The sequence below is a fragment of the Roseivivax halotolerans genome, from assembly GCF_900115815.1.
In the GTDB taxonomy this organism is placed as follows: domain Bacteria; phylum Pseudomonadota; class Alphaproteobacteria; order Rhodobacterales; family Rhodobacteraceae; genus Roseivivax; species Roseivivax halotolerans.
In genome coordinates, this window is record NZ_FOXV01000004.1 from 145,331 (window position 1) to 170,032 (window position 24,702).

Genomic DNA, 24,702 nt, shown 5'->3' on the forward strand with positions numbered 1-24,702 from the left:
GATCAAGAAAAATGGCACGCGCAAAATTTCTCTGTGACGCCGAACGCTGCATCGAATGCAACGCCTGCGTAACGGCTTGTAAAAACGAGCACGAGGTCCCCTGGGGCATCAACCGCCGCCGCGTTGTGACGATCCAGGACGGCCAGCCGGGCGAGCGCTCGATCTCGGTCGCCTGCATGCATTGCTCTGACGCACCCTGCATGGCGGTCTGCCCGGTGGATTGCTTCTACCAGACCGCCGATGGCGTCGTCCTGCACTCCAAGGACCTCTGCATCGGCTGCGGTTACTGCTTCTACGCCTGCCCCTTCGGCGCGCCGCAATACCCGCAAGCGGGCAATTTCGGCAGCCGCGGCAAGATGGACAAGTGCACCTTCTGCGCCGGCGGTCCCGAAGAGGACATGTCGCAGGCGGAGTTCCAGAAATATGGCCGCAACCGCATCGCGGAGGGCAAGCTGCCGATCTGCGCCGAGATGTGCTCCACAAAGGCGCTTCTGGCCGGTGACGGCGATGTCGTCTCCGACATCTACCGCGAACGCGTCGTCGCCCGCGGCTTCGGCTCCGGCGCATGGGGCTGGGGAACGGCCTACGACCAGAAGGGCCAGTAGTTCCTTCGGCACGCAGTCACGGGGGCCGGTCGCAAGGCCGGCCCCGATTTGTCAGGCGGATACAGCTTTCGGCGGATGACTCCGAGCGGCCTCAGGCAAGGCCGTTCCGACCCATCCCAGTCACGGCGATGAATCCAGAGGATACCTATGATGCCCTTCCTGAAATCGCTTCTGTTCAGTCTGACGATTGCACTCGCGCTTCCCGGAAGCGTCTCCGCACAGGCGGTCGACCCCGAGGTGCAACAGGCCACGCCGGATCAGGCGACCACCACGCTCGAGGACATCCTTCGGCGGCAGGAGGGCCTCTCTTCGAGCGACACTCCGGCACGGCGCACGCTCGTGGGCGAGGAGGCCGATCCCTCGGCGGGCGCGGATGGCCCGCTCGGCACGCTCGGCGGATCCTCCGACGCGGATCTTTGGCGCGCCTTCCGCTTCGACGAGCGCGAGATCACGACGCAAGCGCGGGGTCCGGCCTCCAACGTCATCATGCAGGATGGCGGGCAATGGTGGCTCGAGCTGCGCGAAGGGCCGGTCCTGCATTGGGGCGGGTACCTTCTTCTGGGCACGCTGGCCCTGCTGGCTCTGTTCTATTTCGTCAAAGGCCGCATCGAAATCGATGGGCAGAAAACCGGCCGCCGGATCGAACGCTTCACCGGGATCGAACGCTTCGGACACTGGCTGATCGCGGGGTCGTTCATCATACTCGGGATTACGGGGCTCATAACGCTGATGGGACGCGAGTTCCTGATCCCGATCCTCGGGCTGAACCTTTTCTCGGACATCGCGATTGCTTCGAAATGGCTGCATAACAACGTCGCGTGGGCGTTCATGCTGGGTCTCGTGATGGTCTTCGTGATGTGGGTCGCGCACAACATACCCGACAAGACCGATATCAAGTGGATCGCGAAGGGTGGCGGCCTGCTCATCAAGGGTCATCCGCCCGCGAAGAAGTTCAATGCGGGCCAGAAGATGATCTTCTGGGTCGTGGTGCTTTTCGGCGCGTCGGTGTCGGCCTCGGGGCTCGCGCTCCTCTTCCCGTTCCAGATCACGCTTTTCGAGCCGACCTTCGAACACCTCAACTCCTGGGGCGTGCCGTCGCTCTTCGGGATGGAGGCGTTCCCGACCGATCTAGAACCGCAGGAAGAAATGCAGTTCGCGCAGCTCTGGCACGCCATCGTCGCCTTCGTGATGATGGCTGTGATCCTCGCGCATATCTACATCGGCTCGATCGGCATGGAGGGCGCGTTCGACGCGATGGGCTCCGGCCAGGTCGAAGAGCAATGGGCGCGGGAGCACCACTCCATCTGGGCCGAGAAGAAGCTCGCAAAAGGTGAGGTGAAACAGCCCGAAGGCAGCACCGCCCCGGCGGAATGAACCCATGCGCGGCGTTCTTTTCGCCCTGAGCCTCGGTTGCGCCCTGCCCGTCGCAGCCGAGGAGTATCACCGCCTTGAGGGTCATGGCGGTCCCGTGATGGATATTGCCGTTGGCTCTTCCGGGAAGGTTGCGACGGCAAGCTTCGACAACGCGGTCGGGCTCTGGAGCGATGCGGAGCCCGCTTGGCAAGACGGTCACGAGGCCGCCGTGAATACCGTGCACTTCCTTTCCGACAGCGCGCTTGTCTCGGGCGCGGACGATTTCGACCTCATTCGCTGGGATCTCGTCTCGGGCGGCTCCGAGCGGCTCGAAGGACATCAGGGCAAGGTCATGGCCCTCGCCTCCTCGGAGGAATTCATCGCCTCGGCGAGCTGGGACGGGTCGGTCGGTCTCTGGCCCAGGGGCGGCGGCGCGCCGCGCTTTCTTCTGGGCCATGACGGGCCCGTCAACGACGTGGCTTTCGCCGATGGCGGCGCCCTTCTCTACTCGGCTTCCGCCGACGGCACGATCCGCACTTGGGCTGTCGACACCGGGACAGAGCAAACACGCGTCGTCGAACACGGCTTCGGCCTCAACGAGCTCATCCTCGATGAAGGCGCAGGTTGGCTCGCCTATGGCGCGGTCGATGGCGTCACGCGGGTGATCGAGCTGGGGACGGGCAGATCGCTTGCCGATCTCACCCTTGACCGTCGACCGATCCTGGCGCTGGCGCGCTCGCAGGACGGCGCACGGCTGGCCATTGGCGACGGCGAGGGCTTCATCTCGGTGGTCGCAACCGAGGATTGGAGCATCGAGCGGGACTTCCGCGCAGCCACACGCGGGCCGATCTGGGCATTGGCTTTCGCGCCATCGAGCGAGATGCTTTATGCCGCCGGGCTCGATACTGCGGTCCATGCCTGGCCGGTTGCGACCCTCTCCGACCAAGAGCAGATGCAGACAGAGGATGCCGCCTTCCTCAGCGATCCCGACGAGATGCCGAACGGCGAGCGACAGTTCAAACGCAAATGCTCGATCTGCCACACCCTCACCCCCGGCTCGGCGCGCCGCGCGGGCCCGTCCTTGCATGATCTCTTCGGGCGCCGGGCGGGCACCGTCGACGATTACACCTATTCCGACGCGCTCGAAGTCTCCGACCTCGTTTGGACGGAAGAGACCGTCGATGCCCTCTTCGATATCGGCCCGGACCATTATATTCCGGGCACGAAAATGCCCATGCAGCGGATCACGGGCGCAGAGGATCGGGCGGATTTGATCGCCTATCTGCGCCAGGAGACCGCCCCCAAGGAGGACCAAGAATGAAAGCCATGATCCTGGGTTTTGTCGCTATCGCCGTCGTGTCTGTCGGAGCCTGGTTCGGGCTGAACACCTACGGTTTCTCGGCCGCCGACCGGACGGCGAGCAACTCCGCCGTGCGCCTGGGCGACGCCGGGCCGCGCAATAGCGGATCGCCGACGGAAACCGAAGCGACGGAGTGACCCCGGCAGGGTTCCGGCCCGATTTCTCATGCCTGTGCGCGCGCCCGTCGTGATATGCTGGGGTGTTCCTGCACAAGAGGCCGCAGCATGACCCATCTTCTTGTCGGCACCACCAAAGGCGCATTCGTTCTGACCCAAGACACGGGCACGGACTGGCAAATCTCCGGCCCGCATTGCGAAGGCTGGCCGATTAACCACATGGCCGGCTGCCCTGAGACCGGCACGATCTGGGCCGGTGGGGGCAACGACTTTCTTGGCGCGGGCGTCTTCCGCTCGAGCGATGGGGGACAAAACTGGCGGCTCGCCAAGCTATCCACCGGTGAGATAGACAGCTGGCTCGAAGCCGACGAAAGCGCACGCGAGATGTTCGGGCTCGAGCCCGTGCGCGATGCGCCCTTCGCGGACAGTCTCCATGCGATCTGGTCGCTGCACCTGTCGGGCGATGCGCTTTATGCCGGGGCCAAGCCCGCAACGCTTCTCAAGAGCACCGATGGCGGAGAGACGTGGCACGCGCTCGATGCGCTGACCGACCATCCCACCGCAGCCGACTGGACCCCCGGCGCGGCGGGTCTGACGCTGCACACGATCCTGACCGATCCGCGCGATGCCGCGAAGCTCTGGGTCGGAATCTCCGCGGCAGGCGTTTTCGCCTCCGAGGATGGTGGCGACAGCTGGGAACGGCGGGTCCGGCGTGCGAATACACCCTCAGAGGTCTCCGCCCACCCTGCCGCCGGCACCCCCGAGGACATCGGTTTTTGCGTGCACAACATGGTGCGCGCGGCCTCTGCCGCGGGCGACGTGATCTGGCAGCAAAACCACCACGGCACTTATCGGTCGGCCGATGGCGGCCGCTCGTGGGAGAATGTGGGTCAGGGCCTGCCCTCGACCTTCGGCTTTCCCATCGCTTCGCATCCGGACGACGCCGACACGGCCTGGGTAATCCCGCTCAATGGCGACATGGCCGGGCGCTATCCGCCGGACGCCTCGGCGGCGGTGTGGCGCACCCGGGATGGAGGCGCCTCCTGGACGAAGCACCAGGCCGGACTGCCTGAGAAGAACTGTTATTTCACGGTTCTGCGGCAGGCGATGTCCACGGGCGGCAAGGATAGCCTCGGTATCTATTTCGGCACCAATACAGGGTCTCTTTTCGCCAGCCACAACGCGGGCGAGAGCTGGTCCGAGATCGCGCGTCATCTGCCTACAATTCTGTCGGTCGAGGCGGTGGACCTGCCCGCCGCCTAGACCAGAAGCTCGGGCTCGGCGAAAACGAAATCCTCGGGCGAGACAAGGCTCGTGCCGGCGCCGAAGAGCGTGAGCGCGCCGGATCCGTAATCGACATGCGCCACGAATGCGCCGGATCGGATCACAAGGTCTGCCTCCTCCGCGCCGGTCAGCGCAAGGTCGATCACGTCAGCGCCCGGATCGAAACCGAGGATCAGCGCGCTGTCCGCTCCGGCATCGGCGATGAACCGATCCGCGCCGCTGCCGCCAGATGCGGCATCGCCCGTACGCAAGAGAAGGACATCATCGCCCGCCCCGCCGATGAGCGTATCCGCGCCCTCTCCACCGGACAGAAGATCATCGCCGGCACGCCCGATCAGCCGGTCGTTGCCGTCGAGCCCGAGGATGAAATCATCGCCTTCCGTTCCGAGGAGCCCCGGCGCGTCATCGTCCACGGAAAAGCCCTCCGCACCGATGACCTCGCCCGAAGGCAATGTGCCCGTGCCGGTATAGTCTGGCACGGTTCCGTAGTCCGACGCGCCGAGGATCAGCGTCTGATCCTCGTAGAACTCGAAGAGCGGATCATCGGTGAGCGCGGCGAGATTTTCCCAGTAAAGAACAGAGCTGTGCTCCGCCCCGAAGGGCGGATCGCCGCGGACATCGGTGTCGACGCTCGGCAATTCGATCACGATGTCGGGCGCGAAATGCAGGTTGTCGACCAGAACCTGGTTAAGCACAAGCGGCTCGGCCTCGGGAAAGCGGATCGGATCGCCGGCATGGGCGATGCCGAGATGCGTGACCGCCTCGGGCGGGGTCAAAGGACCGCTTGCATCCGGGAAGAGACTTGGCGGCACGCCTGCTGAGGCGATCGATACAACGGTCAGAGGCAACCCGGCGAAAAGTTCCGCGTCGGTCAGCGTGAAAATGTCGGCCATCGTCGCGCCGAGGCTGTGCCCTGCCACGATCACCGCATCGATCCCGTTCGCGGGATCGCCCGCATAAAGTGCCGCCGCCTCGATGAACGGAGAAAGGTCGTCGTAATACGCCGCAGCGCCTTGGGCGGTGAAGGTCTGGCCAAGCAGCGCGTCCACACCGTCCGAGCCTCGGAAGGTCAGGATCAGCACGGTCTCGCCGCCGATCTCTGCCTGCACCGCCAAGGCCTCGGCCCCGTTGCGCGGCCCGCCGATATAGAGCCCGCCCTCGGTGTAGCGCACGTCCGCGCCGAAGCTGCCCGGCGGAAAATCCTCCGCCCCCAGAACGTGCCATGCGCCGCCCGGGGCACCTGCTGTCGTCGCCGCGATGAAGCTGGCGTAATCGTCGCCATATCCGTGTTCCACGGAAGGGTCCGCGAACTCGGCCGCGACCTCGCTCTCTCCGTTCACGATGCGTGTCAGAAACGCCGCGGCGCGGATCGCGTCGACCTCGGTCGGTCCCGGTGGTTGGATCGGTATCGCCATGCGCCTCTCCTTCGCTTATGCAAAGTAGGACGCAGGCCGCGCAAGCGGTCAAGGGTTCAGCTCGGGAAAGGCTGTTCTGGCGATCCCTTGAGGACTCGAACCCCAAACCTGCTGATTAGAAGTCAGCTGCTCTATCCAGTTGAGCTAAGGGACCGCACGGCCTTGGTGATGCCGCGAAAGGCGGCGCGAGGCAAGAGCGTGCGGGCCTCCTCACGTTTCCGAGGCTGGACGAACCGAATGCGGGCCTCATGTGTTGCCCTCAAGAGCCGTGCGCGAGGATCACCGGATGCGACGCCATTGCGGCTCAAGGAATGCTCAGAAGGACCAGCCTCATGAAAGATAACGCACAGACCGAAGGGCGCTGCCCGTTTCGCGGCGACCGGGTCGGCGGAGCGATCGGCTCCGAGCCGCAGCTCGACCATTGGTGGCCGAACCGGCTGAAGGTCGAACTACTGCACCAGAACCCCACCGAGGCGGATCCCCTCGGGACATCCTTCGATTACGCCGAGGCGTTCTCGAAGATCGACCTCGTCGAACTCAAGCGCGAGATCAAGGGGCTGCTGACCTCTTCGGTCTCCTGGTGGCCGTCGGATTATGGAAATTACGGCCCGCAGATGATCCGCATGGCCTGGCATTCCGCAGGCACATACCGGATCGCAGACGGGCGCGGCGGCGCTGGCGAGGCGATGCAGCGCTTCGCGCCGATCAACTCGTGGTGGGACAACGGCAATATCGACAAGTCGCGCCGCCTGCTCTGGCCCATCAAGAAAAAATACGGTGCGGCGCTGAGCTGGGCCGACCTGATCGTGCTGGCCGGCAATTGCGCGCTGGAGATCATGGGGTTCAAGACCTTCGGTTTCGGCGGCGGGCGCATCGATGCCTGGGAGCCGGACCGTGCGACCTATTGGGGGCCTGAAGGCTGGAACGGCAAGAAGCCGTCCGAGACCGCGCCGGGGCCGCTCGAAGGGCATCCGAACCAGATGGTCACCCGAACCATGCGCTGGAACGGCGAGCCGGACGAGGATTATTACGAGCTCGAAAATCCGCTCGGTGCAACGCACCAGGCTCTGATCTATGTCGACCCGGAAGGTCCGCGCGGCAACGGCAACCCGCTCGAGAGCGCGCGCGATATTCGCGAAAGCTTCGCCCGGATGGCGATGAACGACGAGGAGACGGTCGCGCTCATCGCGGGCGGCCACGCGTTCGGCAAGTCGCATGGCGCGGTCAGTGCCGACAAGATCGGTCCTGCCCCCGAGGGCGCACCGATTCAGGCGATGGGCATGGGCTGGATGAATCCCGAAGGCACCGGCTTTGCCGAGTACACGATGACCAACGGGATCGAAGGGTCGTGGACCCCCAATCCGACGGAATGGGACAACGACTACCTGACCAACCTTTTCGCCTATGAGTGGGAGCAGACCTCCTCACCCGCAGGCGCGATCCAGTGGAAGCCGAAAGATCCCGATGCGCCCAAGACCCCGGACGCGCATCTTGACGGCGTCGAGCACCCGCTCATGATGATGACTTCGGACATCGCGCTCAAGGAAGATCCAGAATACCGCAAGATCTGCGAGAAGTTCCTGGAAGATTTCGACTACTTCTCGGACGCCTTCGCCCGCGCCTGGTACAAGCTCACGCATCGCGACATGGGCCCGAAGGTCCGGTATCTCGGCCCCGAGGTCGCCGAAGAGGACCTGCCCTGGCAGGATCCGATCCCGGCGCTCGATCACGAGGTCGTGGATTCCTCGGACATCGCGGATCTGAAGGCGAAGATTCTCGGGACCGGACTTGGCGTGCCCGCACTCGTCTCGGCGGCCTGGGCCTCGGCGTCGAACTACCGCGACAGCGACAAGCGCGGCGGTGCGAACGGCGCGCGGGTGATGCTCTGGCCGCAGAAGGATTGGGAAGTGAACCGTCCGGCTGAGCTTGCCGAGGTGATCGCGGCGCTGGAAAAGATCCAGACCGAGTTCAACGCGGCCCAAAGCGGCGGCAAGTGCGTCTCGATGGCCGATCTCATCGTCCTTGGCGGCGCGGCAGCGGTCGAGAAGGCCGCGAAGGACGCCGGCCACGATGTCGAGGTGCCCTTCACGCCCGGCCGCATGGATGCGAGCCAGGAATGGACCGACGAGACGTTCCAATGGCTTCAGCCGGTCTCGGACGGGTTCCGCAACTTCCACCGCACGGATATCGGCTACAATGTCTCGCCCGAGCAGATCTTTCTCGACCGCGCGGCGCTCCTTACGCTGACCGCGCCTGAATGGACGGCGCTTGCGGGCGGACTCAAGGTGCTCGACCAGAACTGGGACGGCTCCAAGCATGGGCTTTTCACTGATCGGCCGGGCGTTCTGTCGAATGACTTCTTCGACGTTCTGACCAGCATGGACTACGAATGGGTGCCGCAGGACGAGAGCGAGATGCTGTTCGACATCAAGACCCGCGAGGGTGGCGAAACCGCGTTCACCGCGACGCGTTGCGATCTGATCTTCGGGTCGAACAGCCAGCTGCGTCAGATCGCTGAGGTCTATGGTGCGAGCGACGGCGAAGCGCGGCTCGTGAAGGACTTCGTCGAGGCCTGGTCCAAGGTGATGATGCTCGACCGTTACGACGTGGCGGCGTGAGCCATTCCTGAAACGAAGAAAGCCCGCCAGATCGGCGGGCTTTTTTCTTGTCCTGTCGTGCGGTCGCGCCTCAGGCCGCCTCGGATTTCATGATGACCTCGAGATCGTCATGCTCTGCCACGAAATGGCCTGGCGCGATCTCGCGCAGTTCGGGCACGTAATCGGTCTCACCCGCCTCGAGCTTGGAAGGCAGGAAACGCAACGCCGCCTTGGTGTCGAGCGGCGAGGGCAATTCGCCCGGCAGGCGAATGCGCTGGCGCGTGCGTTCGACCTGCGGATCGGGCACCGGCACCGCCGAGATCAGCGAGCGGGTATAGGGATGGACCGGCCGCGCGCAGATCGTGTCGGCTTCGCCCATCTCTACGATCCGGCCGAGATACAGCACCATGATCCGGTTGGAGATCTCGCGCACCACCGACAGATCGTGACTGATGAAGAGCATCGACATGCCGAACTCGGCCTGCAGCTCCTTCAGCAGCGTCACGATCTGCGCCTGGATAGACACGTCGAGCGCGGAAACCGCCTCGTCGCAAATGATGAGCTTGGGCTTGTTGATCATCGCCCGCGCGATGCCGACGCGCTGGTTCTGCCCGCCCGAGAGCTCGTGCGGATAGCGGTTGAACTTCTCGCGCTCGAGCCCGACCCGCTCCATCATCGCGATAACCTCGTCATGGCGCTCGCGGCGCGTGAGATCGGGGCGGAAGGTCTTGAGCGGCTCGGCGATGCTGTCGGCGATGGTCATGCGTGGATCGAGACTCGCGAGCGGATCCTGGAAGACGATCTGCAGATCCTTTCGCGCCGATTTCAGCGCGGACTTGTCGAAGGCGTGGAGCGGGCTGCCGAGCCAGCTCACGCTGCCATCGGACGGCTCGATCAGCCGCAGGACCGCGCGCGCGAGCGTGGACTTGCCGCAACCCGACTCGCCCACAATGCCCAGCGTCTCGCCGCCGCGTACGCCAAAGCTGACGCCGTTGACCGCGCGCAGGGGCACGGTGCGCCCGAAGAGGCCACCCTTCACGCTGACCGGGAAATGAACTTTCAGATCCTCGACGCGCAGGATCTCCTCGCCTGCGACCTGGCCGCCGGCATCGCCCTTGTCGATCCGCGGCATCGCCTCGAGCAACCGGCGCGTATAGGCGTGCTGCGGGTTCGAGAACACATCGTCGACCGAGCCGTCCTCCACGAATTCGCCGAACCGCATGACCTTGATGCGATCGCACATCCGCGCCACGACGCCCATGTCGTGGGTGATGAGCGCGATCGCCGTGCCGAGCTCGCGCTTGAGATTGTCCATGAGGTCGAGCACCTCGGCCTGCACCGTCACGTCGAGCGCGGTCGTCGGCTCGTCGGCGATCAGAAGCTTCGGCTCGCAGAGCATGGCCTGCGCGATCATCACCCGCTGGCGCATCCCGCCCGACAATTCGTGCGGATATTGCCCGAGACGCCGTTCCGCCTCGGGAATACGCACGCGCTCGAGCCAGTCGAGGCAATGGCGCCGGGCCGCGCGTCCGGTCAGACCCTTGTGGACCTTCAGAACCTCGGCCATCTGGTCGCCGACCTTCAGGTGCGGCGTGAGCGCGGTGAGCGGATCCTGGAAGATCATGCCGACATCGGCCCCGCGCACGCGGTTGAGGTGCGAGATCGGCTGGCCGAGGATCTCATGCCCCTGGAGCGTCACCGATCCCGTCGCGCGTCCGTTCGGCGGCAGAAGTCCCATCGCGGCCATGAAGCTCTGGCTCTTGCCGGAGCCCGACTCGCCCACGATGCCGAGGCATTCGCCCGCACGGATGTCGAAGGAGACGCCCTTTACCGCCTCGACGGTCCCGTCTGGCGTCTCGAATCCGACCTTCAGGTCTTTCACCGACAGGATGCTGCCTGCCGTCGAGGTCTGTGTCACATCGGTCATGTCAGCGATCCTTCGGATCGAGCGCGTCACGAAGGCCATCACCGATGAAGAACATCGTGATGATAATCGTGACGTAGAAGAACAAGGGGAACATCAGCTGCCAAAGCGTGCCATAGGCCATCGTTCCGGCCCCTTCGGCGATGAGCTTACCGAGCGAGGTCATCGGCTCGGAGATGCCAAGGCCGAGGAAGGAGATGAAGCTTTCGGCAAGGATCATCTCGGGCACGAGAAGCGAGGCGTAGACGATCACCACCCCGATGAGGTTCGGCAGGATATGCCGGAAGATGATCGCAGGTTCGGAGACGCCCCCTGCCCGCGCGGCCTCGATGAACTCGCGCGTCTTCAGGGTCAGCGTCTGCCCGCGCACGATCCGCGCCATCGTCAGCCACGACACGGCGCCGAGCGCGAGGAAAAGCGCGATGAAGCTGCGTCCTGCCACGACGAGGATCAAGATGAGGACAAGCGTCAGCGGGATCGCGAGCAGGATGTCGACGAAGCGCATCATCACGCTGTCGAGCCGTCCGCCGTAAAAGCCCGCGATGACGCCCCAGGCTGTGCCGACGATCAGGGCCATCGTCGCCCCGATGAGACCCACGAGCAGCGATGTGCGGGTCGCCTGGATCGTGCGCGAGTATAGATCGCGGCCAAGCTCGTCGAGGCCGAAATAATGCCCGTTCTCGAGCGACGGTGCGCCCATGCGGCGGATATCGCCCATGTTCGCCCAGTCGATCTCTTCATTGTCCCAGACCGCGAAAAGCGGGCCGAAGATGACGAAGGCCACGATCAGCGTCAGGATGACGACACTCGCCATCGCCGCCTTGTTGCGAACGAAGCGCCCCATCGCATCGCGAAAGAGCGACCGGCCGCGAACCGCTTTGAAATCGGTGATGTCCGCCGAGAGTGCAGCGGCTTTTTCAGATCTACCAAACATTGCCCGCCCCTCAGTACCGGATTTTCGGATCGAACCAGGCATAGGCCAGGTCGGTGAGAAGGTTCACGATCACGGTCAGCGCGCCATAGAGGATCGTGATGCCGAGAAGCACCGCGTAATCCCGCGTCAGCGCCGAGCTGACATAGGATTGCCCCAGACCCCCGGTGGAGAAGTAGAGGTCCACGAAGACCGAGCCTGTCAGCACGTAGACGAAGACCGGCCCCAGGTAGGAGACGACCGGCAACAGCGTCGGCTTCATCGCGTGCCGCCAGATGATCGTGCGGTCCGGCAGCCCCTTGGCTCGCGCGGTTCGGATGAAGTTCGAGTTCATCACTTCGAGCATCGAGGAGCGCGTGATCCGCGCGATCGACCCGATATAGGAGGTGGCCAGCGCAATGACCGGCATGATGAGATATTCCCACTGACCGCCGTTCCAGCCGCCGCCCGGCAGAAGGCCCAGCCAGAGCGTGAAGACGAGGATCAGGATCGGACCCATGATGAAGTTCGGCAGGGCTTGCGCCGCGATGCCGAGCGAGACCGCAGAGTAATCGACCCAGCTGTTGTGCCGGGTCGCCGCCGCGATGCCGAGGATCACGCCAATCACCGTGGCCGCGAGGAAGGACAGTGCGCCGTAGGTCAGCGAGATCGGAAAGCCTTGCGCGATCACGTCATTCACCGAGCGGTCCTTCTGCACGAAGGAGGGGCCGAAGTCGAAGTTGACGACGATGTTGAAGAAGTAGTCCCAGAGCTGTTTCCACAGCGGCTGGTCGAGACCGTATTGCGCCTGGATATTGGCCATCACCTCGGGCGGCAGCGGCCGCTCGGAGGTGAAGGGCCCGCCGGGCGCGAGATGCATCATGAAGAAGGCCGCGATCACCAGCAAAAGGATCGTCGGAATCGCGACCAGGAGGCGGCGAAGGGTATAAAGCAGCATGTGACGAAATCCGCGAAAAACGAGAGCGCCGCCCGATCCCCCGTGTCGGAGAATGCAGGGCGGCGCTCGGACCGGGTGTGCTTACTCGGCGATCTTGTAGAGGTTACGCGAGTACCAGTTCTGCTCCACGTTCTCGGTGGGCCAGTTCCCGACATCGCTGTCGAGCATGTAGACGCCCGCATAATGGTAGATCGGGATCACCGGCATGTCCTCGGCGATGATCTCCTCGGCCTCGGTGTAGAGCGGCGTGGTATCCTCGGCCGTCTTCGCCTCTTCGAGAAGGGCGTCGTAGTCGGGGTTGGAGTACTTACCGTCATTGTAGCCCGAATCGGTGTCGAGCAGGTCGAGGAAGGTCGACGCCTCGTTGTAGTCACCGCACCATGCGCCGCGCGCGAGATCGAAATCCTGCTGGCCGCGTGTCTCGAGGAAGACCTTCCACTCCATGTTCGACAGGTTGGTCTCGACACCGAGCTTCTGCTTCCACATCTGGCTCATGACGACGGCGATCTTCTGGTGCGCCTCGTCGGTGTTGTAGATCATGTCGAACTCGAGCGGGTTGTCCTCGCCGTAGCCGGCCTCGGCCAGAAGCTCTTTGGCGCGTTCGTCACGCTCGGCCTGGGTCATCTCGGCCATTTCGGTCGTCGGCGGGGAGAAGCCCGCGACCGCATCGGGCGTGAAGGTATAAGCCGGCGGCCAGCCCCCGCCCTTGACGTTGTTCACGATGATTTCGCGGTCGACCGCGAGCGCTAGCGCCTTGCGGACATTCGGATCCTTAAACGCCTCGGGGCCCGAATCGCTGAGGTTGAACGTGTAGTAGTAGTTGCACAGGCGCGGGAAGCTCGTTGCCTCTTCGGGGTATTCTTCGCTCAGCCGCTGGAACTGGCCGGCGGGGATCTCCGTCCGGTCGAGCTCACCTGCGAGGTAGCGTGTCAGCGCCACGTTCTCGTCGTTGATGATGAGGCCGACGGTGCGGTCGAGGATCGTCTCCTCGTTGTTCCAGTATTCCTCGTTGCGCTCGCGCACGATCCGCTCGCCGGGGCGATACTCGGTCAGAACATAGGCACCGTTCGAGACGATGTTCTCGGGCTGGGTCCAGGAATTGCCGTGCTCCTCGATCACCGATTGCGGCGTCGGGAAGGTGGTCGAGTGCGTTGTCATCTGCGCGAAATACGGCAGCGGCGTCGTCAGAGTGACTTCGAAGGTTTGCGGATCGATCGCGCGGACGCCCAGCGTGTCGGGCTCGGCATCCCCGGAGATGACCTCGGACGCGCCCTCGATGGACATCAGCTCCATGAACCACTGATACGGCGAAGCGGTCGCGGGATCGGCCGCGCGGCGCCAGGCGTAGACGAAATCCTCGGCGGTGACCGGCTCGCCATTCGACCAGCGCGCATCTTCCCGGAGGGTGAAGGTATAGGTAAGGTTGTCGTCGCTGACCTCGTAGCCCGTGGCCACGCCCGGCACGAGGTTGCCCTGCGCGTCCTGGTTCATCAGACCTTCGAACAGGTCGCGAACGACATCGGAGCCGTCCACGTCCTCGACGATCTGCGGATCGAGGGAGCTGACATCGTCAAGCAGGCGATAGGTGAAGGTCTGGTCTTCCGCCAGTTCCTCGCCGGTTTCGGGATGCGTCTCCTGGGCGAAGGCGGCGGTGGCTGCACCGGTCAGAACGGTGCTCGACAGCAATGCCGTCAGGGTCAATCGCGCGATGCGGGTCAAATCTTTCTCCCTGTATCGGAAAAGGTTCTCCGGCGTCGGACCTGGAGGGTCGCGTGGCCGAAACTGCACAAAGCGTAGCAAGACCAAGAATGGCCGCAACCTAAGGAAGATCTTTACGTCGCGTCGAGCGATGTTTCGGCGGATCACTGCTGAGTGAGGCGCGACAAACGCAACGGCGGACTTGTGAAAACATCCTGGGGCGCCCGGCCGACCGAAAAATAAAAGAAAGCCGCGTCAGTGCTTTGCGCGACGCGGCTCATCTGTTTGTGGGTCCGGTCGGTAACGCTCAGTGCGTCCAGGCCGACCGGCGGTGATAGGCGAAATTCTCCGCGTAGCCACGCGGGCGCACGTTATGCTTGCGCCGCTTCGGCTCGAAGACCTGTGCGTCGATGCCGTGATCGCGGGCATATTCCACAGCGGCTTCCTTGGTCTCGAAGGTCATCCGAACCTGCGCCTGCGTGTCATCCGACGAGGTCCAGCCCATGAGCGGATCGACCGTGCGCGGGCTTTCCGGCACGAACTCGAGAACCCAATGCTTTGTTTTCGCCCAGCCCGAGGACATGGCCGTCTTGGCGGGCTGATAGATGCGTGCGCGCATGAGTGACCTCCGTCTTCAAGATCGGCTTATCCGTAAAAATGGGGCGCTATGCAAGCGATGTCAAAGGCCGCGCGGCACCTTGTCCAGCGCACCGGCGGCCTTTGTGCGGCTCAGCCCATATCGGGCTCGGTCGCGGCGAAATCGGGATCGTCCGAGATGCTGGACCACCACTCAGACAAGCCGCCCGCTTCGAGGAACTCGTGCCGGTGCGGCGTCAGGCCGATATAGAAGACAAGCGGCGCGAGATAGTAGTCGGCGAGGCTCACGCTGTTCCCTGCGAGCCAGGGATCATCGCCCCGGATCTCGCCGACAAGGCGCATGAAGGTCTTGGCCGTCTCGACCGTCCCGTGATGCTGCGCCTCGTCCGGGTCGCCGATGAAACCGGGGATCAGGTGATAGAAGGCCGCACCGACGAGCGCGTCATAGCCGTAACCGTGAATGAGCGAGATGATCTCGTCCATACGCGCGCGGTCCCAGGCGTCCTCGGGCATCGCCGTGGGTCCGTCGCGGGTCGCTTCGATGTAGCGCACTATCGCATCGGTCTCGCGGATGCGGTGCCCGTCGATATCGAGCACCGGCACCTTGCCGAAAGGGTGCCGCTCGAGATGTTCGGGTTGTTTCGGCTCGCCTTCGAGCACATCGACAGGGACCTGGTCGTACTCGACCCCCTTGCGCCGCATGACAATTCGCGTCGTTCGCACATAGGTCGACCCGTTGAAGCCGTAGAGGATGGTCTTGGACATGATGCCTCCTTTTCGTCGTGGTGACAGGTAGACCCGAAGACGCCGGGTTCCACTGCGAGACCGGCCCCGCTGGCCCGGCGTCCTGCACGAGATCGTCAACGTCGTTTCGCCGCGGCGGGCCCAACCTTCCCCTAGGGAACGCTGGGACACCCACATGAAGTTCACGTCACTTTTTGCCGCAGGTCTGTCGCTGCCGGCAGCACCCGTTCTCGCGCAAGACGGCGCGCGGCATCGTGGCGGTTCCGCTCATGGTCACAATCGATCCCGAACGGGACAGTATCGCGACGATCCGTGCGCCGCTGACCGCCCATCAGGCCGTGTTTCGCGGTGGAAGCGGAGGTGCTGTCTCGTAAGCCTCACGTCCAGCCCGTCCATGCGCATGGCAGCCATGCGAACGTGCTCGGAGGCGACGTCGCGCTTCGCTCCCTCGTTCCACCGATCCTGTCGGCCGAGCGGCTTGCCGAGATCGCGGCAAGCTACTTCGACTGACGTATCAGATCGCGGCCTTGCGGCTTTCCTCGAGATAGATCTCGCGCAGACGGGCGGCGCGCGGACCCGGCGTGCCTTCGCCCACGGGCGTGCCGTCGATCTCGATCACCGGCATCACGAAAGTCGAGGCAGACGTGATGAACGCCTCATCTGCCTCTTTCGCCTCGTCGATCGTGTAATTTCGCTCCTCGACCTGCATTTGCGCCTCGCGGGCGAAGCGCAGCACCGCGGCGCGGGTAATGCCGTGCAGGATGTCGTTCGAGAGCGCACGGGTGATGATCGTGTTGCCCTTGATGATGTAGGCGTTGTTCGAGGTGCCTTCCGTAACGAAGCCGTCCTCGACCATCCAGGCGTCGTCCGCCCCGGCCTTCTTGGCCATCATCTTGCCCATCGACGGATAGAGCAGCTGCACCGTCTTGATGTCGCGGCGGCCCCAGCGCTGGTCCTCGATGGAGATGACCTTCATACCGCGCTTTGCCGCCGGGCTGTCGGCGAGGCCGGGCTTGGACTGCGTGAAAAGGACCAGCGTCGGCTCTGTCGTCTCGGGATCGGGAAAGACGAAATCGCGGTCGGCGGGCGCGCCGCGCGTGACCTGCAGGTAGACGAGACCCTCGTCGATTTCGTTCACACGCACGAGTTCACGGTGGATCTCGAGCAGCTCGTCCATCGTCACCGGGCTCTTCATGTCGAGCTCGTCGAGCGAGCGTTGGAGCCGTTTCGCATGTCCGTCGAAGTCGATGAGCTTGCCGTCCAGAACGCTCGTCACCTCGTAGACGCCGTCCGCCATCAGGAAGGCGCGGTCGAAGATCGACACCTTGGCCTCGTGTTCAGGCAGGTACTCGCCGTTGACGTAGACGGTGCGGGTCATGGGATCGATCTCCTGAAGGTTCGGATCTCGGTTTTCACGGGCGCGGGGCGGCGCGTCAAGAGTGCGAAACTTCGCAGGCAGGCTGCTCGCGTGCGGGCGTCCAGACGTCTTGCTGTTCGATCAGGTTGACGTCTGCCCTCACCCCCACAGCGCCGCCGCCGGAGGATGCACACCCTCTTCGTCGAATACGAGCGGCACATCCCGGTCCTCGGCCAAGAGAAGCGGGCCATCGAGATCGGTCACCACCGCGCCTTGCGCCACGAGCACCGCCGGGGCCATCGCGAGAGACGAGCCGACCATGCAGCCGGTCATCACGTCATAGCCTTCGGCCAGCGCCTGCTCTTTCAGAAGCAGCGCCTCGGTCAGGCCGCCGGTCTTGTCGAGCTTGATGTTCACCACATCGTACTTGCCGCGCAGTCCGGGCAGCGACGCGCGATCATGGCAGCTCTCGTCGGCGCAAAGCGGCACCGGACGGTCGAGCCCGACCAGCGCCTCGTCATCGCCTGCCGGAAGGGGTTGCTCCACCAGCGCGACGCCGAGGCGCGCAAGATGCGGCGCGAGCTCCGAATAGATCTCCGTGCTCCAGCCTTCATTGGCATCGACGATGATCCGCGCCTCGGGCGCGCCGCGCCGCACGGCCTCGAGCCGGGCCATGTCGTCCTCGGTGCCGAGCTTGATCTTGAGCAGCGGTCTGTGGGCGTGTTTCCGCGCCGAGGCTTCCATCTTGTCGGGCGTATCGAGCGAGAGCGTATAGGCGGTGATCTCGGGGCCAGGCCGAGCAAGGCCCGCAAGCTCCCAGACGCGGCGACCCGCCGCCTTCGCCTCAAGATCCCAGAGCGCGCAATCGACAGCGTTCCGCGCCGCACCGGCGGGCAGCGCCTTTTGCAGGGCGGTGCGGTCGATGCCCTGCGGCAGCCCCTCGATCTCGGCGGTCACGCTGTCCAGCGTCTCGTCGTAGCGCGCATACGGCACGCATTCGCCCCAGCCTGTCACCCCGTCGCGGGTGATCCGAACGGTCAAGACCTGCGCCTCGGTGCGCGAGCCGCGGCTGATGGTGAAGGCCTCGGCCAGCCTGAACAGGTCACGGGTGACGGTGATCGTCATGTTTCGTCTCCGCTCAAGGCTTGCTTCAGATCGTGGCCAGCGCGTCGACGAGCCTGCCTGCGCCGTGGCGATAGGGATCGACCGCGGGCAGGCCGAGCTGCTCTTCCAGACTCGCGAGATAGGATTTCGCCTCATCCTCGCCGAGCGCCTTGGTGTTGACCGAGATGCCGACCACCTCGCACTTCTCGTTCGCAACCCGCGCGAGCGCCAGGGCGAGATCGCGCAGATCCTCGAGGCTCGGCAGCGCGTAATCGGGCAGACCGCGCATATGCGTGCGCGTCGGCTCGTGACAGAGGATCAGCGCGTCGGGCTGGCCGCCGTGAATGAGCGCCAGCGTCACCCCGGAATAGGAGATGTGGAAGAGGCTGCCCTGCCCCTCGATCACGTCCCAATGGTCGGGATCGTTGTCGGGCGTCAGCCACTCCACGGCACCGGCCATGAAATCGGCGATCACCGCGTCGAGCGGCACGCCCTCGCCGGTGATGAGGATGCCGGTCTGGCCCGTCGCGCGGAACGAGGATTTCATGCCCCGTTCCTTCATCTCGGCATCGAGAGCGAGAGCGGTGTACATCTTGCCGATGGAGCAATCCGTGCCGACCGCAAGGACGCGCTTGCCGGTCCGCTTCTTGCCGTCGGCGATCGGATACTTGACCGTCGGGATGCGGACATCGTGCAAGGTGCGGCCGGTCTCGGCGGCCTTCGCGGCCAGCTCTTGTTCGTCGCGAAGAAGGTTGTGCAGGCCGCTGGCAAGGTCGAAGCCCTCGTCGAGCGCATCCATCAGAACGGCCTTCCACTTGTCCGAGATCACGCCGCCCCGGTTGGCGACGCCGATCACCAGCGTCTTGGCACCGGCGGCTTTCGCTTCGGCGAGGGTCATGTCCTCAAGGCCCATATCGGCATTGCAGCCCTCGAGCCGCATCTGGCCCACGCAATTGTCGGGCCGCCAATCCTTGATCCCTTGCGCGACCTTGGCGGCAAGAGGGTCGGGCGCATCGCCCAGGAAAAGAAGATATGGCGTCTCGATCATGTCTGTCCTCCGTCGGCTTGCCGTTCGGTATCGGCGAGCCCGTTGCGAATTGCGTTCGTTTTTCATGCGCCGCAGGGCCGGTTCTGCGAATCCTGTCCCGCAAGACCGGCATCTCTGCGACGATTTTTGCGCGGGGATCGGTCTTGCCCCCGTGCGTGTCATTGCGTCGCAAGGTAGACGAGGCGGCCGGGGCGGCAAGATCCGGCGAACGCCGGTCTGCGCTCCCGCGGGAGAGCTGCCCGGAAAAGAGGCGGTCCTGCCGCGCTGCGGAAAAGCCGCTTGAATGCTGCGACGCAACATAATATCCCTCAGGCAACGCGAAACGAAAGAAGATTACCCACATGTCCTTCCGTATCCAGCCCGCTCCGCCCGCCCGCCTCAACCGATGCCAGCTTTTCGGGCCCGGCTCACGCCCGGCGATCTTCGAGAAGATGGCGGCCTCGGAGGCCGACGTCATCAATCTCGATCTCGAGGATTCGGTCGCGCCGGACGACAAGGACACCGCCCGGGCCAACGTCATTGCCGCTATCGGCGATATCGACTGGGGCGAGAAAACGCTCTCGGTGCGGATCAACGGGCTCGATACGCCCTATTGGTATCGCGATGTCGTGGAGATCCTCGAGCAGGCGAGCGACCGGATCGACCAGATCATGATCCCGAAAGTCGGCAATGGCGGCGATCTCTACGCGGTCGACGCGCTGGTCACGGCGGTGGAGCGCGCCAAGGGGCGCAAGAAGGCGATCGGCTTCGAGGTCATCATCGAGAGCGCTGCGGGCATTGCCCATGTTGAGGAGATCGCCGCCGCGACGCCACGCCTTCAGGCGATGAGCCTCGGCGCTGCGGATTTCGCCGCCTCGATGGGCATGGCGACAACCGGGATCGGCGGCACGCAGGAATGGTATTACATGCACCGCGAGGGTCAGCAGTACTGGTCCGATCCCTGGCACTGGGCGCAAGCGGCCATCGTCGCGGCCTGCCGGACGCATGGCGTGTTGCCGGTCGATGGCCCGTTCGGCGATTTCTCGGACGACGAGGGCTTCCGCGCGCAGGCGCGGCGCTCGGCGACGCTCGGCATGGTCGGCAAATGGGCGATCCATCCTAAGCAGGTCGCGCTGTCGAACGAGGTTTTCACACCGTCGGAGGACGCGGTGAGCGAGGCGCGCGAGATCCTCACGGCGATGGAAGAGGCCACCAAGCGCGGCGAAGGCGCGACGGTCTACAAAGGGCGGCTCGTCGATATCGCGTCGATCAAGCAGGCCGAGGTGATCGTGCGCCAGGCGGAAATGATCGGTCTCTGAAGGGTTTCGCCTCGGGCAAAGGCCCGAGGCGACCCGCGCCGCGCCTCGGGCGCGGCGGCGAGGGCGCTGCCCTCGCGCTCCCGCGGTATTTTCGCCAATCCAAAGACAGGATTAGAGAAAGCGCGTCAGAACGTATGCCATCGCAGCGATCTGAACGAGGCCGAGCGCGACCGACACCCCGTGGAACCGGCCGAAGCGGGCTTTGTCACCGGCATCGGAGGCGCGGTTGATCGCGGGCATGAGGATCTGCCGCGCCGGAATCGTCGAAAGCGCAATGGCGGCTAGGATGATCGCGGAGAGGCCGTCCGTGGGCAGGCGCAACGCGGCGGCGATCGACGCGATCGCGATGACAAAGACATAAAAGTGCGGGAAAGCCAGGCGCAGGAGCCGGCCTGCTTCCTGTGCCCCGAGGTTCTTGAAGAGGAACGCGGCGAAGCCGAAGGAGTAGAGCACGCTGCCGCCGAAAAGGAGCGCAGTTGCAAGAAGCGCCGCCACCGTCATGCCGGTTTCTCCGCGACGCCCATATATTGAACGGTTTTCAACGGGAGGGCGCCAAAGGTCAGATCGCCGCGCAGGCTTATGCCGCGCGGGCCAAGGCCTGTCATGTCGAGATCGGTCAAACCGGCGGCGGCAAAGCCTGCGCGCAGATCTTCAGGCCTGATGAACATCTCGGGATCATGCGTGCCCTTGGGCAGGATGCGGACCACGTCTTCGGCGATGGTGATCGCGGCGAGCCGCGCGATCCGGTTGCGGTTGATCGTGTCGAAGAAGAATCGCCCGCCGGGTTTCAGGACGCGCACGACCTGGTCCAGGGTCTTTTGCAGATCGGCCACGTGCTCGAGGACATCGACACAGACCACCGCGTCGAAGGCCGCGTCCGGGTAAGACATCCCCTCGCCCGTGCCGATATCATAGGTGATTGCGAGACCTTCTTCGTCTGCATGGGCGCGGGCCGCCGCAATCGCGTCTTCCGCCGGATCGAGCCCCGTGACATGCGCGCCGCGGCGCGCCAGCGCCTCGGCCATGAAGCCCCCGGCGCAGCCAAGATCGAGAACCTTGGCCCCGTCCCATGAAGCGAAGCGGTCGAAGTATCGCATGCGCGCGGGCACGAGGTTCTTCAATGTGCGGACCCACCGGATCTCGTCGGACCACCACTTGGCGGCGACGTCGTCGTAGATCGCCAGGTTGTTGCGCTTCTGTTCGCTCATCGCGTCCCCGTCCGCTTCGGCAGCATGTAGCCGGTATTTTCCTGGTAGGTCTCATAGCGCGCGCCGAAGCGGCGGCGATAGCGCGGCTCCTTCAACCGGCGCGGCGCGATGACGCAATAGGCGGTCAGGCCCAGCGCGAGCGCAAGCTGATCCGGCGTCCAGGTCGGCACGGTCCAGAGGGTCAGCGCGAAGCCGAGATAGATCGGCTGGCGGATAAAGCGGAAGATGCCCGTCTGGGGCATGTCCGGATAGTTGGGCTTGCGCTTTTGCAGCAGCGACATCCAACCGAGCGCACCCGATTGCAGCTCCGCCCCGGCGTCGAGGTTCGATTTCATCAGAAACCCCCATGCAGCGAGGTTGAGCAGCGTCACCGCGACCTTCGCGCCGCCCTCGGCTTGCCACCACACGATGCCGGACGGGGTCCAGAGGAGGAACAGTGCCAGCAGCTGCAGCGAGGCAAAGATCGTGTATGTCGTCGAGGCAAGGACTGGCCCATAAGGCTCGGGGAACACGCGCGCCGGCCACGAGGCGAATTTGCCGTTCAGCAGGAGCGAATGCAGAACCGGAAATTGCAGCAGCAGGGCAAGGTTCGTCAGCGCCGCCCAGGGCCAGGGCACCGCGCCGAAGCCGGTCGTCATACCGTTGTAGAGCGTCCAGAACATCCAGAGGACCGCTGCCGCGAAGACAAAATGACAGAGCGCGCCATAGGCCAGGGCCAGCGCGATGCGGCGCTTGCCGGGCGGGGCATCGAAATTGCCCAGCACAAGGCGCAAGAGGCGCGCAATCGGGCGGTCTGGAGGGCGCGGTGTGTCGGTCATGGCGCGCGAGGTAAACCAGCGGCTCGCCGGGTCCAGCAGCGCTCTCGGACATGTCAGGGAGGCGGCGCGGATCGGGCGCAGGGCCTTTACCCCGGCCCGCGCATTTCTTATATCTTTGGTCGGAATTCCAAGGAAGGACGCCAGCCATGAACGATCAGAGCCCGAAACTCGAAGGCGCGCCGCTGATCGCCCCGTCGAGCACGGATCATCCGCTCTACGATCAGATCGTGGAAGCGTGCCGCAGCGTCTACGATCCCGAGATTCCGGTGAATATCTACGATCTCGGGCTCGTTTACACGATCGACATCTCCGAAGAGAACGCGGTTCAGATCATCATGACGCTGACCGCGCCAGGTTGCCCCGTGGCTGGAGAGATGCCGGGCTGGATCGCCGATGCTGTCGAGCCCGTGGACGGGGTGAAGCAGGTCGATGTCGAGATCACCTGGGATCCGCCCTGGGGCATGGACATGATGTCCGACGAAGCGCGGCTCGAACTGGGCTTCATGTAAAACTCGAATCCCGGCGCACGCACGGTATGGGAACCGAACCTGCGCGAGGCGGGTTCGGATGTCATGAACGTGGTCAGGCTGGTTTTCGCGCTGCTTCTCGCGGCGTTTGCGTCTGTGCTGTCTGCACAGGAAAATGCCGTTAAGGAATCCTGGTACGAAGTCGACGCGATCAATCCCGGCTTGGGCGACCTTCCGGGCGACGTGCAGCGCGGCACGCCCCAGGCGACAATGGAGAGCTTTCTGGCCCTCGGCCGTGAGAGCCGCTGGCAGGACGCGGCGCACCTGCTCGACCTCGCGAATTTCCCGCAAGAGGAGCAGGCCGAGATCGGTCCGGAGCTCGCCGAGCAGCTATTCACCGTGATCGACCGGAAGATTGTCGTGAACTGGTATCAGCTTCTCGACAGGCCCGATGCGCTCGATGCACGGGCCGTCAGCGAAGGAGCCGTTGCGGGCCAGCCGCGCCGCTCGCTCCTGCTGGCACTCATCGACATGGATGGTCGGCCCGTGAGCCTCAGGCTGAACCGGCTGCAAGTCGAGGGCCAAGATCCCGCGTGGCTCTTCTCGCGGCAGAGCATCGACAACATGCCGCGGCTCTACGAACTTTACGGCCCGTCCCGGATCGAGGAGTTGCTGCCGGATCCCTTGCGCCAGCGCGCCTTCTGGGGCCTGCGATGGTGGGAGGTGATTTGTTTGCCGATCATCCTCGCCCTCGCGATCGGACTTGGCCGCCTCACCTATAATGTAATGTCGCGGGGACTGGGGCGCACACGGCGCGATACCGGGAGCGACTCGATCCTCGTGGCGCTGCGCCCGCCTGCCATCCTGACCGTGGTGGCCGGCACCCTGGCGATAACGACGGGTAACCTCTTTCCGTTCTCGGGCCGGATCGACACGATCCTTTCGCCGCTTGTCGCCATCGGCCTCGTGACGGCGGTGATCTGGGCGATCATCAACCTCTCGGACGCGGTGATCGACCGCTTGGTGAGTTTCGACGGCGATGCGCTCACGAAGACCGGCGAGGGCCAGGAAAAGAAGCGGGAGTTGGCGACGAAAGTGGCAGCCATCCGCCGCGCGATGATCGTCATCATCACGCTTTTCGGCGTCGGGCTCGTCCTGCGCGAAGCCAACCTGATGAAGACGCTCGGCTTCTCGCTTCTGGCCTCTGCGGGCGCCTTCACTCTGATCCTTGCCTTCGCGGCCCGCAACATGCTCAGCAATGTCATGGCCTCCTTGCAGATCGCGCTGAACCAATCGGCGCGGATCGGCGACAAGATCGTCTATGACGGACATCTCTGCTCGGTCGAGCGGATCAATTTCACCTTCGTCCAACTGCGGGAATGGACCGGCAAGCGTATCGTCGTGCCGGTCGTGGATTTCGTCAGCGAGCCGTTCGAGAACTGGACGATGACCGATCCCGCGCTGATCGGCGAAGTGCGGCTGAAACTTGCTCATACGGCGGATGTGCCGGCTTTGCGCGCGCGCTACTACGACGTTCTGGATAAGCTCGACACGGAGGAGGAAGCCGAGCTTGCAGGCGATCGCGGTGTTTTCGTCGCCGGGCACGATGTTTTCGGCCAAGAGGTTCTGTTCATGGTGCCCTGCCCCGATCCGAACACCGCCTGGGCGCGGATCTGCGAGGTGCGCGAACAGGTCCTTGCTGCGGCAGCCGAGCTTGGTACCGAGGCAAGGCCGGTCTTCCCGGCGGTCGGCGCGATGGACGCCGGCTGACACCAAAGCTTTGCGAGAGTGTCGCGCGACTGTCGCGCCAGTGTCGCACTCTTGTCATCACTCGCGGGCCA

Annotated in this window: 23 protein-coding genes and 1 tRNA gene; 10 read left to right on the plus strand and 14 right to left on the minus strand. The window is 64.4% G+C overall.

Annotated features, from left to right (window positions below):
* Nucleotides 1–11 precede the first annotated feature (11 nt).
* The 5 genes from fdh3B to BM171_RS07680 all read left to right on the plus strand — a co-directional run bounded on the left by fdh3B (nucleotide 12) and on the right by BM171_RS07680 (nucleotide 4,697).
* Nucleotides 12–605, plus strand: a complete 594-nt coding sequence (fdh3B, locus tag BM171_RS07660; RefSeq protein ID WP_093010269.1) for a formate dehydrogenase FDH3 subunit beta — start codon at nucleotides 12–14, stop codon at nucleotides 603–605.
* 150 nt (nucleotides 606–755) lie between these two features.
* Nucleotides 756–1,979 carry a formate dehydrogenase subunit gamma gene (locus BM171_RS07665; protein ID WP_093010544.1) on the plus strand — a complete coding sequence of 408 codons (1,224 nt, stop codon included), beginning with the start codon at nucleotides 756–758 and terminating at the stop codon, nucleotides 1,977–1,979.
* 4 nt (nucleotides 1,980–1,983) lie between these two features.
* On the plus strand, nucleotides 1,984–3,279 hold the full coding sequence (locus tag BM171_RS07670; protein ID WP_093010271.1) for a c-type cytochrome: 1,296 nt from the start codon (nucleotides 1,984–1,986) through the stop codon (nucleotides 3,277–3,279).
* Nucleotides 3,276–3,455 (plus strand): hypothetical protein, encoded by a 180-nt coding sequence (locus BM171_RS07675; protein WP_093010273.1) that lies wholly within the window; start codon nucleotides 3,276–3,278, stop codon nucleotides 3,453–3,455. The genes BM171_RS07670 and BM171_RS07675 overlap by 4 nt, the downstream gene beginning before the upstream one ends.
* Before the next feature lie 87 nt (nucleotides 3,456–3,542).
* On the plus strand, nucleotides 3,543–4,697 hold the full coding sequence (locus tag BM171_RS07680; protein ID WP_093010275.1) for a WD40/YVTN/BNR-like repeat-containing protein: 1,155 nt from the start codon (nucleotides 3,543–3,545) through the stop codon (nucleotides 4,695–4,697).
* Here the strand turns inward: BM171_RS07680 and BM171_RS19330 are convergent.
* Complete coding sequence (locus tag BM171_RS19330; RefSeq protein WP_093010277.1) at nucleotides 4,694–6,133, minus strand: calcium-binding protein; 1,440 nt, start codon at nucleotides 6,131–6,133, stop codon at nucleotides 4,694–4,696. The two genes, BM171_RS07680 and BM171_RS19330, sit on opposite strands and share 4 nt — an antisense overlap.
* 77 nt (nucleotides 6,134–6,210) lie before the next feature.
* A tRNA-Arg gene (locus BM171_RS07690) sits at nucleotides 6,211–6,287 on the minus strand.
* Between the two features lie 178 nt (nucleotides 6,288–6,465).
* On the opposite strand from BM171_RS07690, the gene katG reads away from it, so the two are divergent.
* Nucleotides 6,466–8,751 carry a catalase/peroxidase HPI gene (gene katG / locus BM171_RS07695; protein WP_093010279.1) on the plus strand — a complete coding sequence of 762 codons (2,286 nt, stop codon included), beginning with the start codon at nucleotides 6,466–6,468 and terminating at the stop codon, nucleotides 8,749–8,751.
* Between the two features lie 70 nt (nucleotides 8,752–8,821).
* Here katG and BM171_RS19335 read toward each other — a convergent pair whose 3' ends face one another.
* The 6 genes from BM171_RS19335 to BM171_RS07725 all read right to left on the minus strand — a co-directional run bounded on the left by BM171_RS19335 (nucleotide 8,822) and on the right by BM171_RS07725 (nucleotide 15,582).
* Nucleotides 8,822–10,657, minus strand: a complete 1,836-nt coding sequence (locus BM171_RS19335) for an ABC transporter ATP-binding protein (protein WP_093010281.1) — start codon at nucleotides 10,655–10,657, stop codon at nucleotides 8,822–8,824.
* A 1-nt stretch (nucleotide 10,658) separates the two neighbouring features.
* Nucleotides 10,659–11,588: an ABC transporter permease subunit gene (locus tag BM171_RS07705; RefSeq protein ID WP_093010283.1), complete on the minus strand. Its 930-nt coding sequence runs from the start codon at nucleotides 11,586–11,588 to the stop codon at nucleotides 10,659–10,661.
* A 10-nt stretch (nucleotides 11,589–11,598) separates the two neighbouring features.
* Nucleotides 11,599–12,522 (minus strand): oligopeptide ABC transporter permease OppB, encoded by a 924-nt coding sequence (oppB, locus tag BM171_RS07710; protein ID WP_093010285.1) that lies wholly within the window; start codon nucleotides 12,520–12,522, stop codon nucleotides 11,599–11,601.
* Between the two features lie 81 nt (nucleotides 12,523–12,603).
* Complete coding sequence (locus tag BM171_RS07715) at nucleotides 12,604–14,241, minus strand: peptide ABC transporter substrate-binding protein (RefSeq protein ID WP_093010287.1); 1,638 nt, start codon at nucleotides 14,239–14,241, stop codon at nucleotides 12,604–12,606.
* A gap of 286 nt (nucleotides 14,242–14,527) precedes the next feature.
* On the minus strand, nucleotides 14,528–14,839 hold the full coding sequence (locus tag BM171_RS07720; protein WP_093010289.1) for an ETC complex I subunit: 312 nt from the start codon (nucleotides 14,837–14,839) through the stop codon (nucleotides 14,528–14,530).
* 110 nt (nucleotides 14,840–14,949) lie between these two features.
* Nucleotides 14,950–15,582 carry a glutathione S-transferase family protein gene (locus BM171_RS07725; protein WP_093010291.1) on the minus strand — a complete coding sequence of 211 codons (633 nt, stop codon included), beginning with the start codon at nucleotides 15,580–15,582 and terminating at the stop codon, nucleotides 14,950–14,952.
* Between the two features lie 339 nt (nucleotides 15,583–15,921).
* Here BM171_RS07725 and BM171_RS18890 point away from each other — a divergent pair, with 339 nt between their 5' ends.
* Nucleotides 15,922–16,071, plus strand: coding sequence for a hypothetical protein (locus BM171_RS18890; protein ID WP_175497515.1), 150 nt, complete (start codon nucleotides 15,922–15,924; stop codon nucleotides 16,069–16,071).
* A gap of 4 nt (nucleotides 16,072–16,075) precedes the next feature.
* Here BM171_RS18890 and BM171_RS07735 read toward each other — a convergent pair whose 3' ends face one another.
* The 3 genes from BM171_RS07735 to dgcN form a co-directional block, all read right to left on the minus strand.
* On the minus strand, nucleotides 16,076–16,939 hold the full coding sequence (locus BM171_RS07735) for a D-amino-acid transaminase (RefSeq protein ID WP_093010295.1): 864 nt from the start codon (nucleotides 16,937–16,939) through the stop codon (nucleotides 16,076–16,078).
* 138 nt (nucleotides 16,940–17,077) lie between these two features.
* A complete protein-coding gene (gene dgcA, locus BM171_RS07740) occupies nucleotides 17,078–18,043 on the minus strand; it encodes an N-acetyl-D-Glu racemase DgcA (protein WP_093010297.1) in 966 nt (321 codons plus the stop codon).
* A 25-nt stretch (nucleotides 18,044–18,068) separates the two neighbouring features.
* Nucleotides 18,069–19,070, minus strand: coding sequence for an N-acetyltransferase DgcN (dgcN, locus tag BM171_RS07745; RefSeq protein ID WP_093010299.1), 1,002 nt, complete (start codon nucleotides 19,068–19,070; stop codon nucleotides 18,069–18,071).
* A gap of 341 nt (nucleotides 19,071–19,411) precedes the next feature.
* Between dgcN and BM171_RS07750 the strand changes: the two genes are divergently transcribed.
* Nucleotides 19,412–20,368: an L-malyl-CoA/beta-methylmalyl-CoA lyase gene (locus BM171_RS07750; protein ID WP_093010301.1), complete on the plus strand. Its 957-nt coding sequence runs from the start codon at nucleotides 19,412–19,414 to the stop codon at nucleotides 20,366–20,368.
* A 111-nt stretch (nucleotides 20,369–20,479) separates the two neighbouring features.
* On the opposite strand, the gene BM171_RS07755 is transcribed toward BM171_RS07750, so the two are convergent.
* The 3 genes from BM171_RS07755 to BM171_RS07765 are packed head-to-tail and all read right to left on the minus strand — an operon-like array spanning nucleotide 20,480 to nucleotide 22,394.
* Entirely contained in the window at nucleotides 20,480–20,869 is a 390-nt protein-coding gene (locus BM171_RS07755; protein WP_093010303.1) for a DUF4149 domain-containing protein, read from the minus strand.
* Nucleotides 20,866–21,576, minus strand: coding sequence for a bifunctional 2-polyprenyl-6-hydroxyphenol methylase/3-demethylubiquinol 3-O-methyltransferase UbiG (gene ubiG / locus BM171_RS07760; RefSeq protein WP_093010305.1), 711 nt, complete (start codon nucleotides 21,574–21,576; stop codon nucleotides 20,866–20,868). Before ubiG ends, BM171_RS07755 begins: the two co-directional genes overlap by 4 nt.
* The gene (locus tag BM171_RS07765) at nucleotides 21,573–22,394 is read right to left on the minus strand and encodes a methyltransferase family protein (RefSeq protein WP_245760206.1); all 822 of its coding nucleotides are present in this window, start codon (nucleotides 22,392–22,394) and stop codon (nucleotides 21,573–21,575) included. Before BM171_RS07765 ends, ubiG begins: the two co-directional genes overlap by 4 nt.
* Before the next feature lie 146 nt (nucleotides 22,395–22,540).
* On the opposite strand from BM171_RS07765, the gene BM171_RS07770 reads away from it, so the two are divergent.
* Both BM171_RS07770 and BM171_RS07775 read left to right on the plus strand, forming a co-directional pair.
* Nucleotides 22,541–22,903, plus strand: a complete 363-nt coding sequence (locus BM171_RS07770) for an SUF system Fe-S cluster assembly protein (protein ID WP_093010307.1) — start codon at nucleotides 22,541–22,543, stop codon at nucleotides 22,901–22,903.
* 63 nt (nucleotides 22,904–22,966) lie between these two features.
* The gene (locus BM171_RS07775) at nucleotides 22,967–24,631 is read left to right on the plus strand and encodes a mechanosensitive ion channel family protein (protein ID WP_093010309.1); all 1,665 of its coding nucleotides are present in this window, start codon (nucleotides 22,967–22,969) and stop codon (nucleotides 24,629–24,631) included.
* The last annotated feature ends 71 nt before the right edge of the window (nucleotides 24,632–24,702 follow it).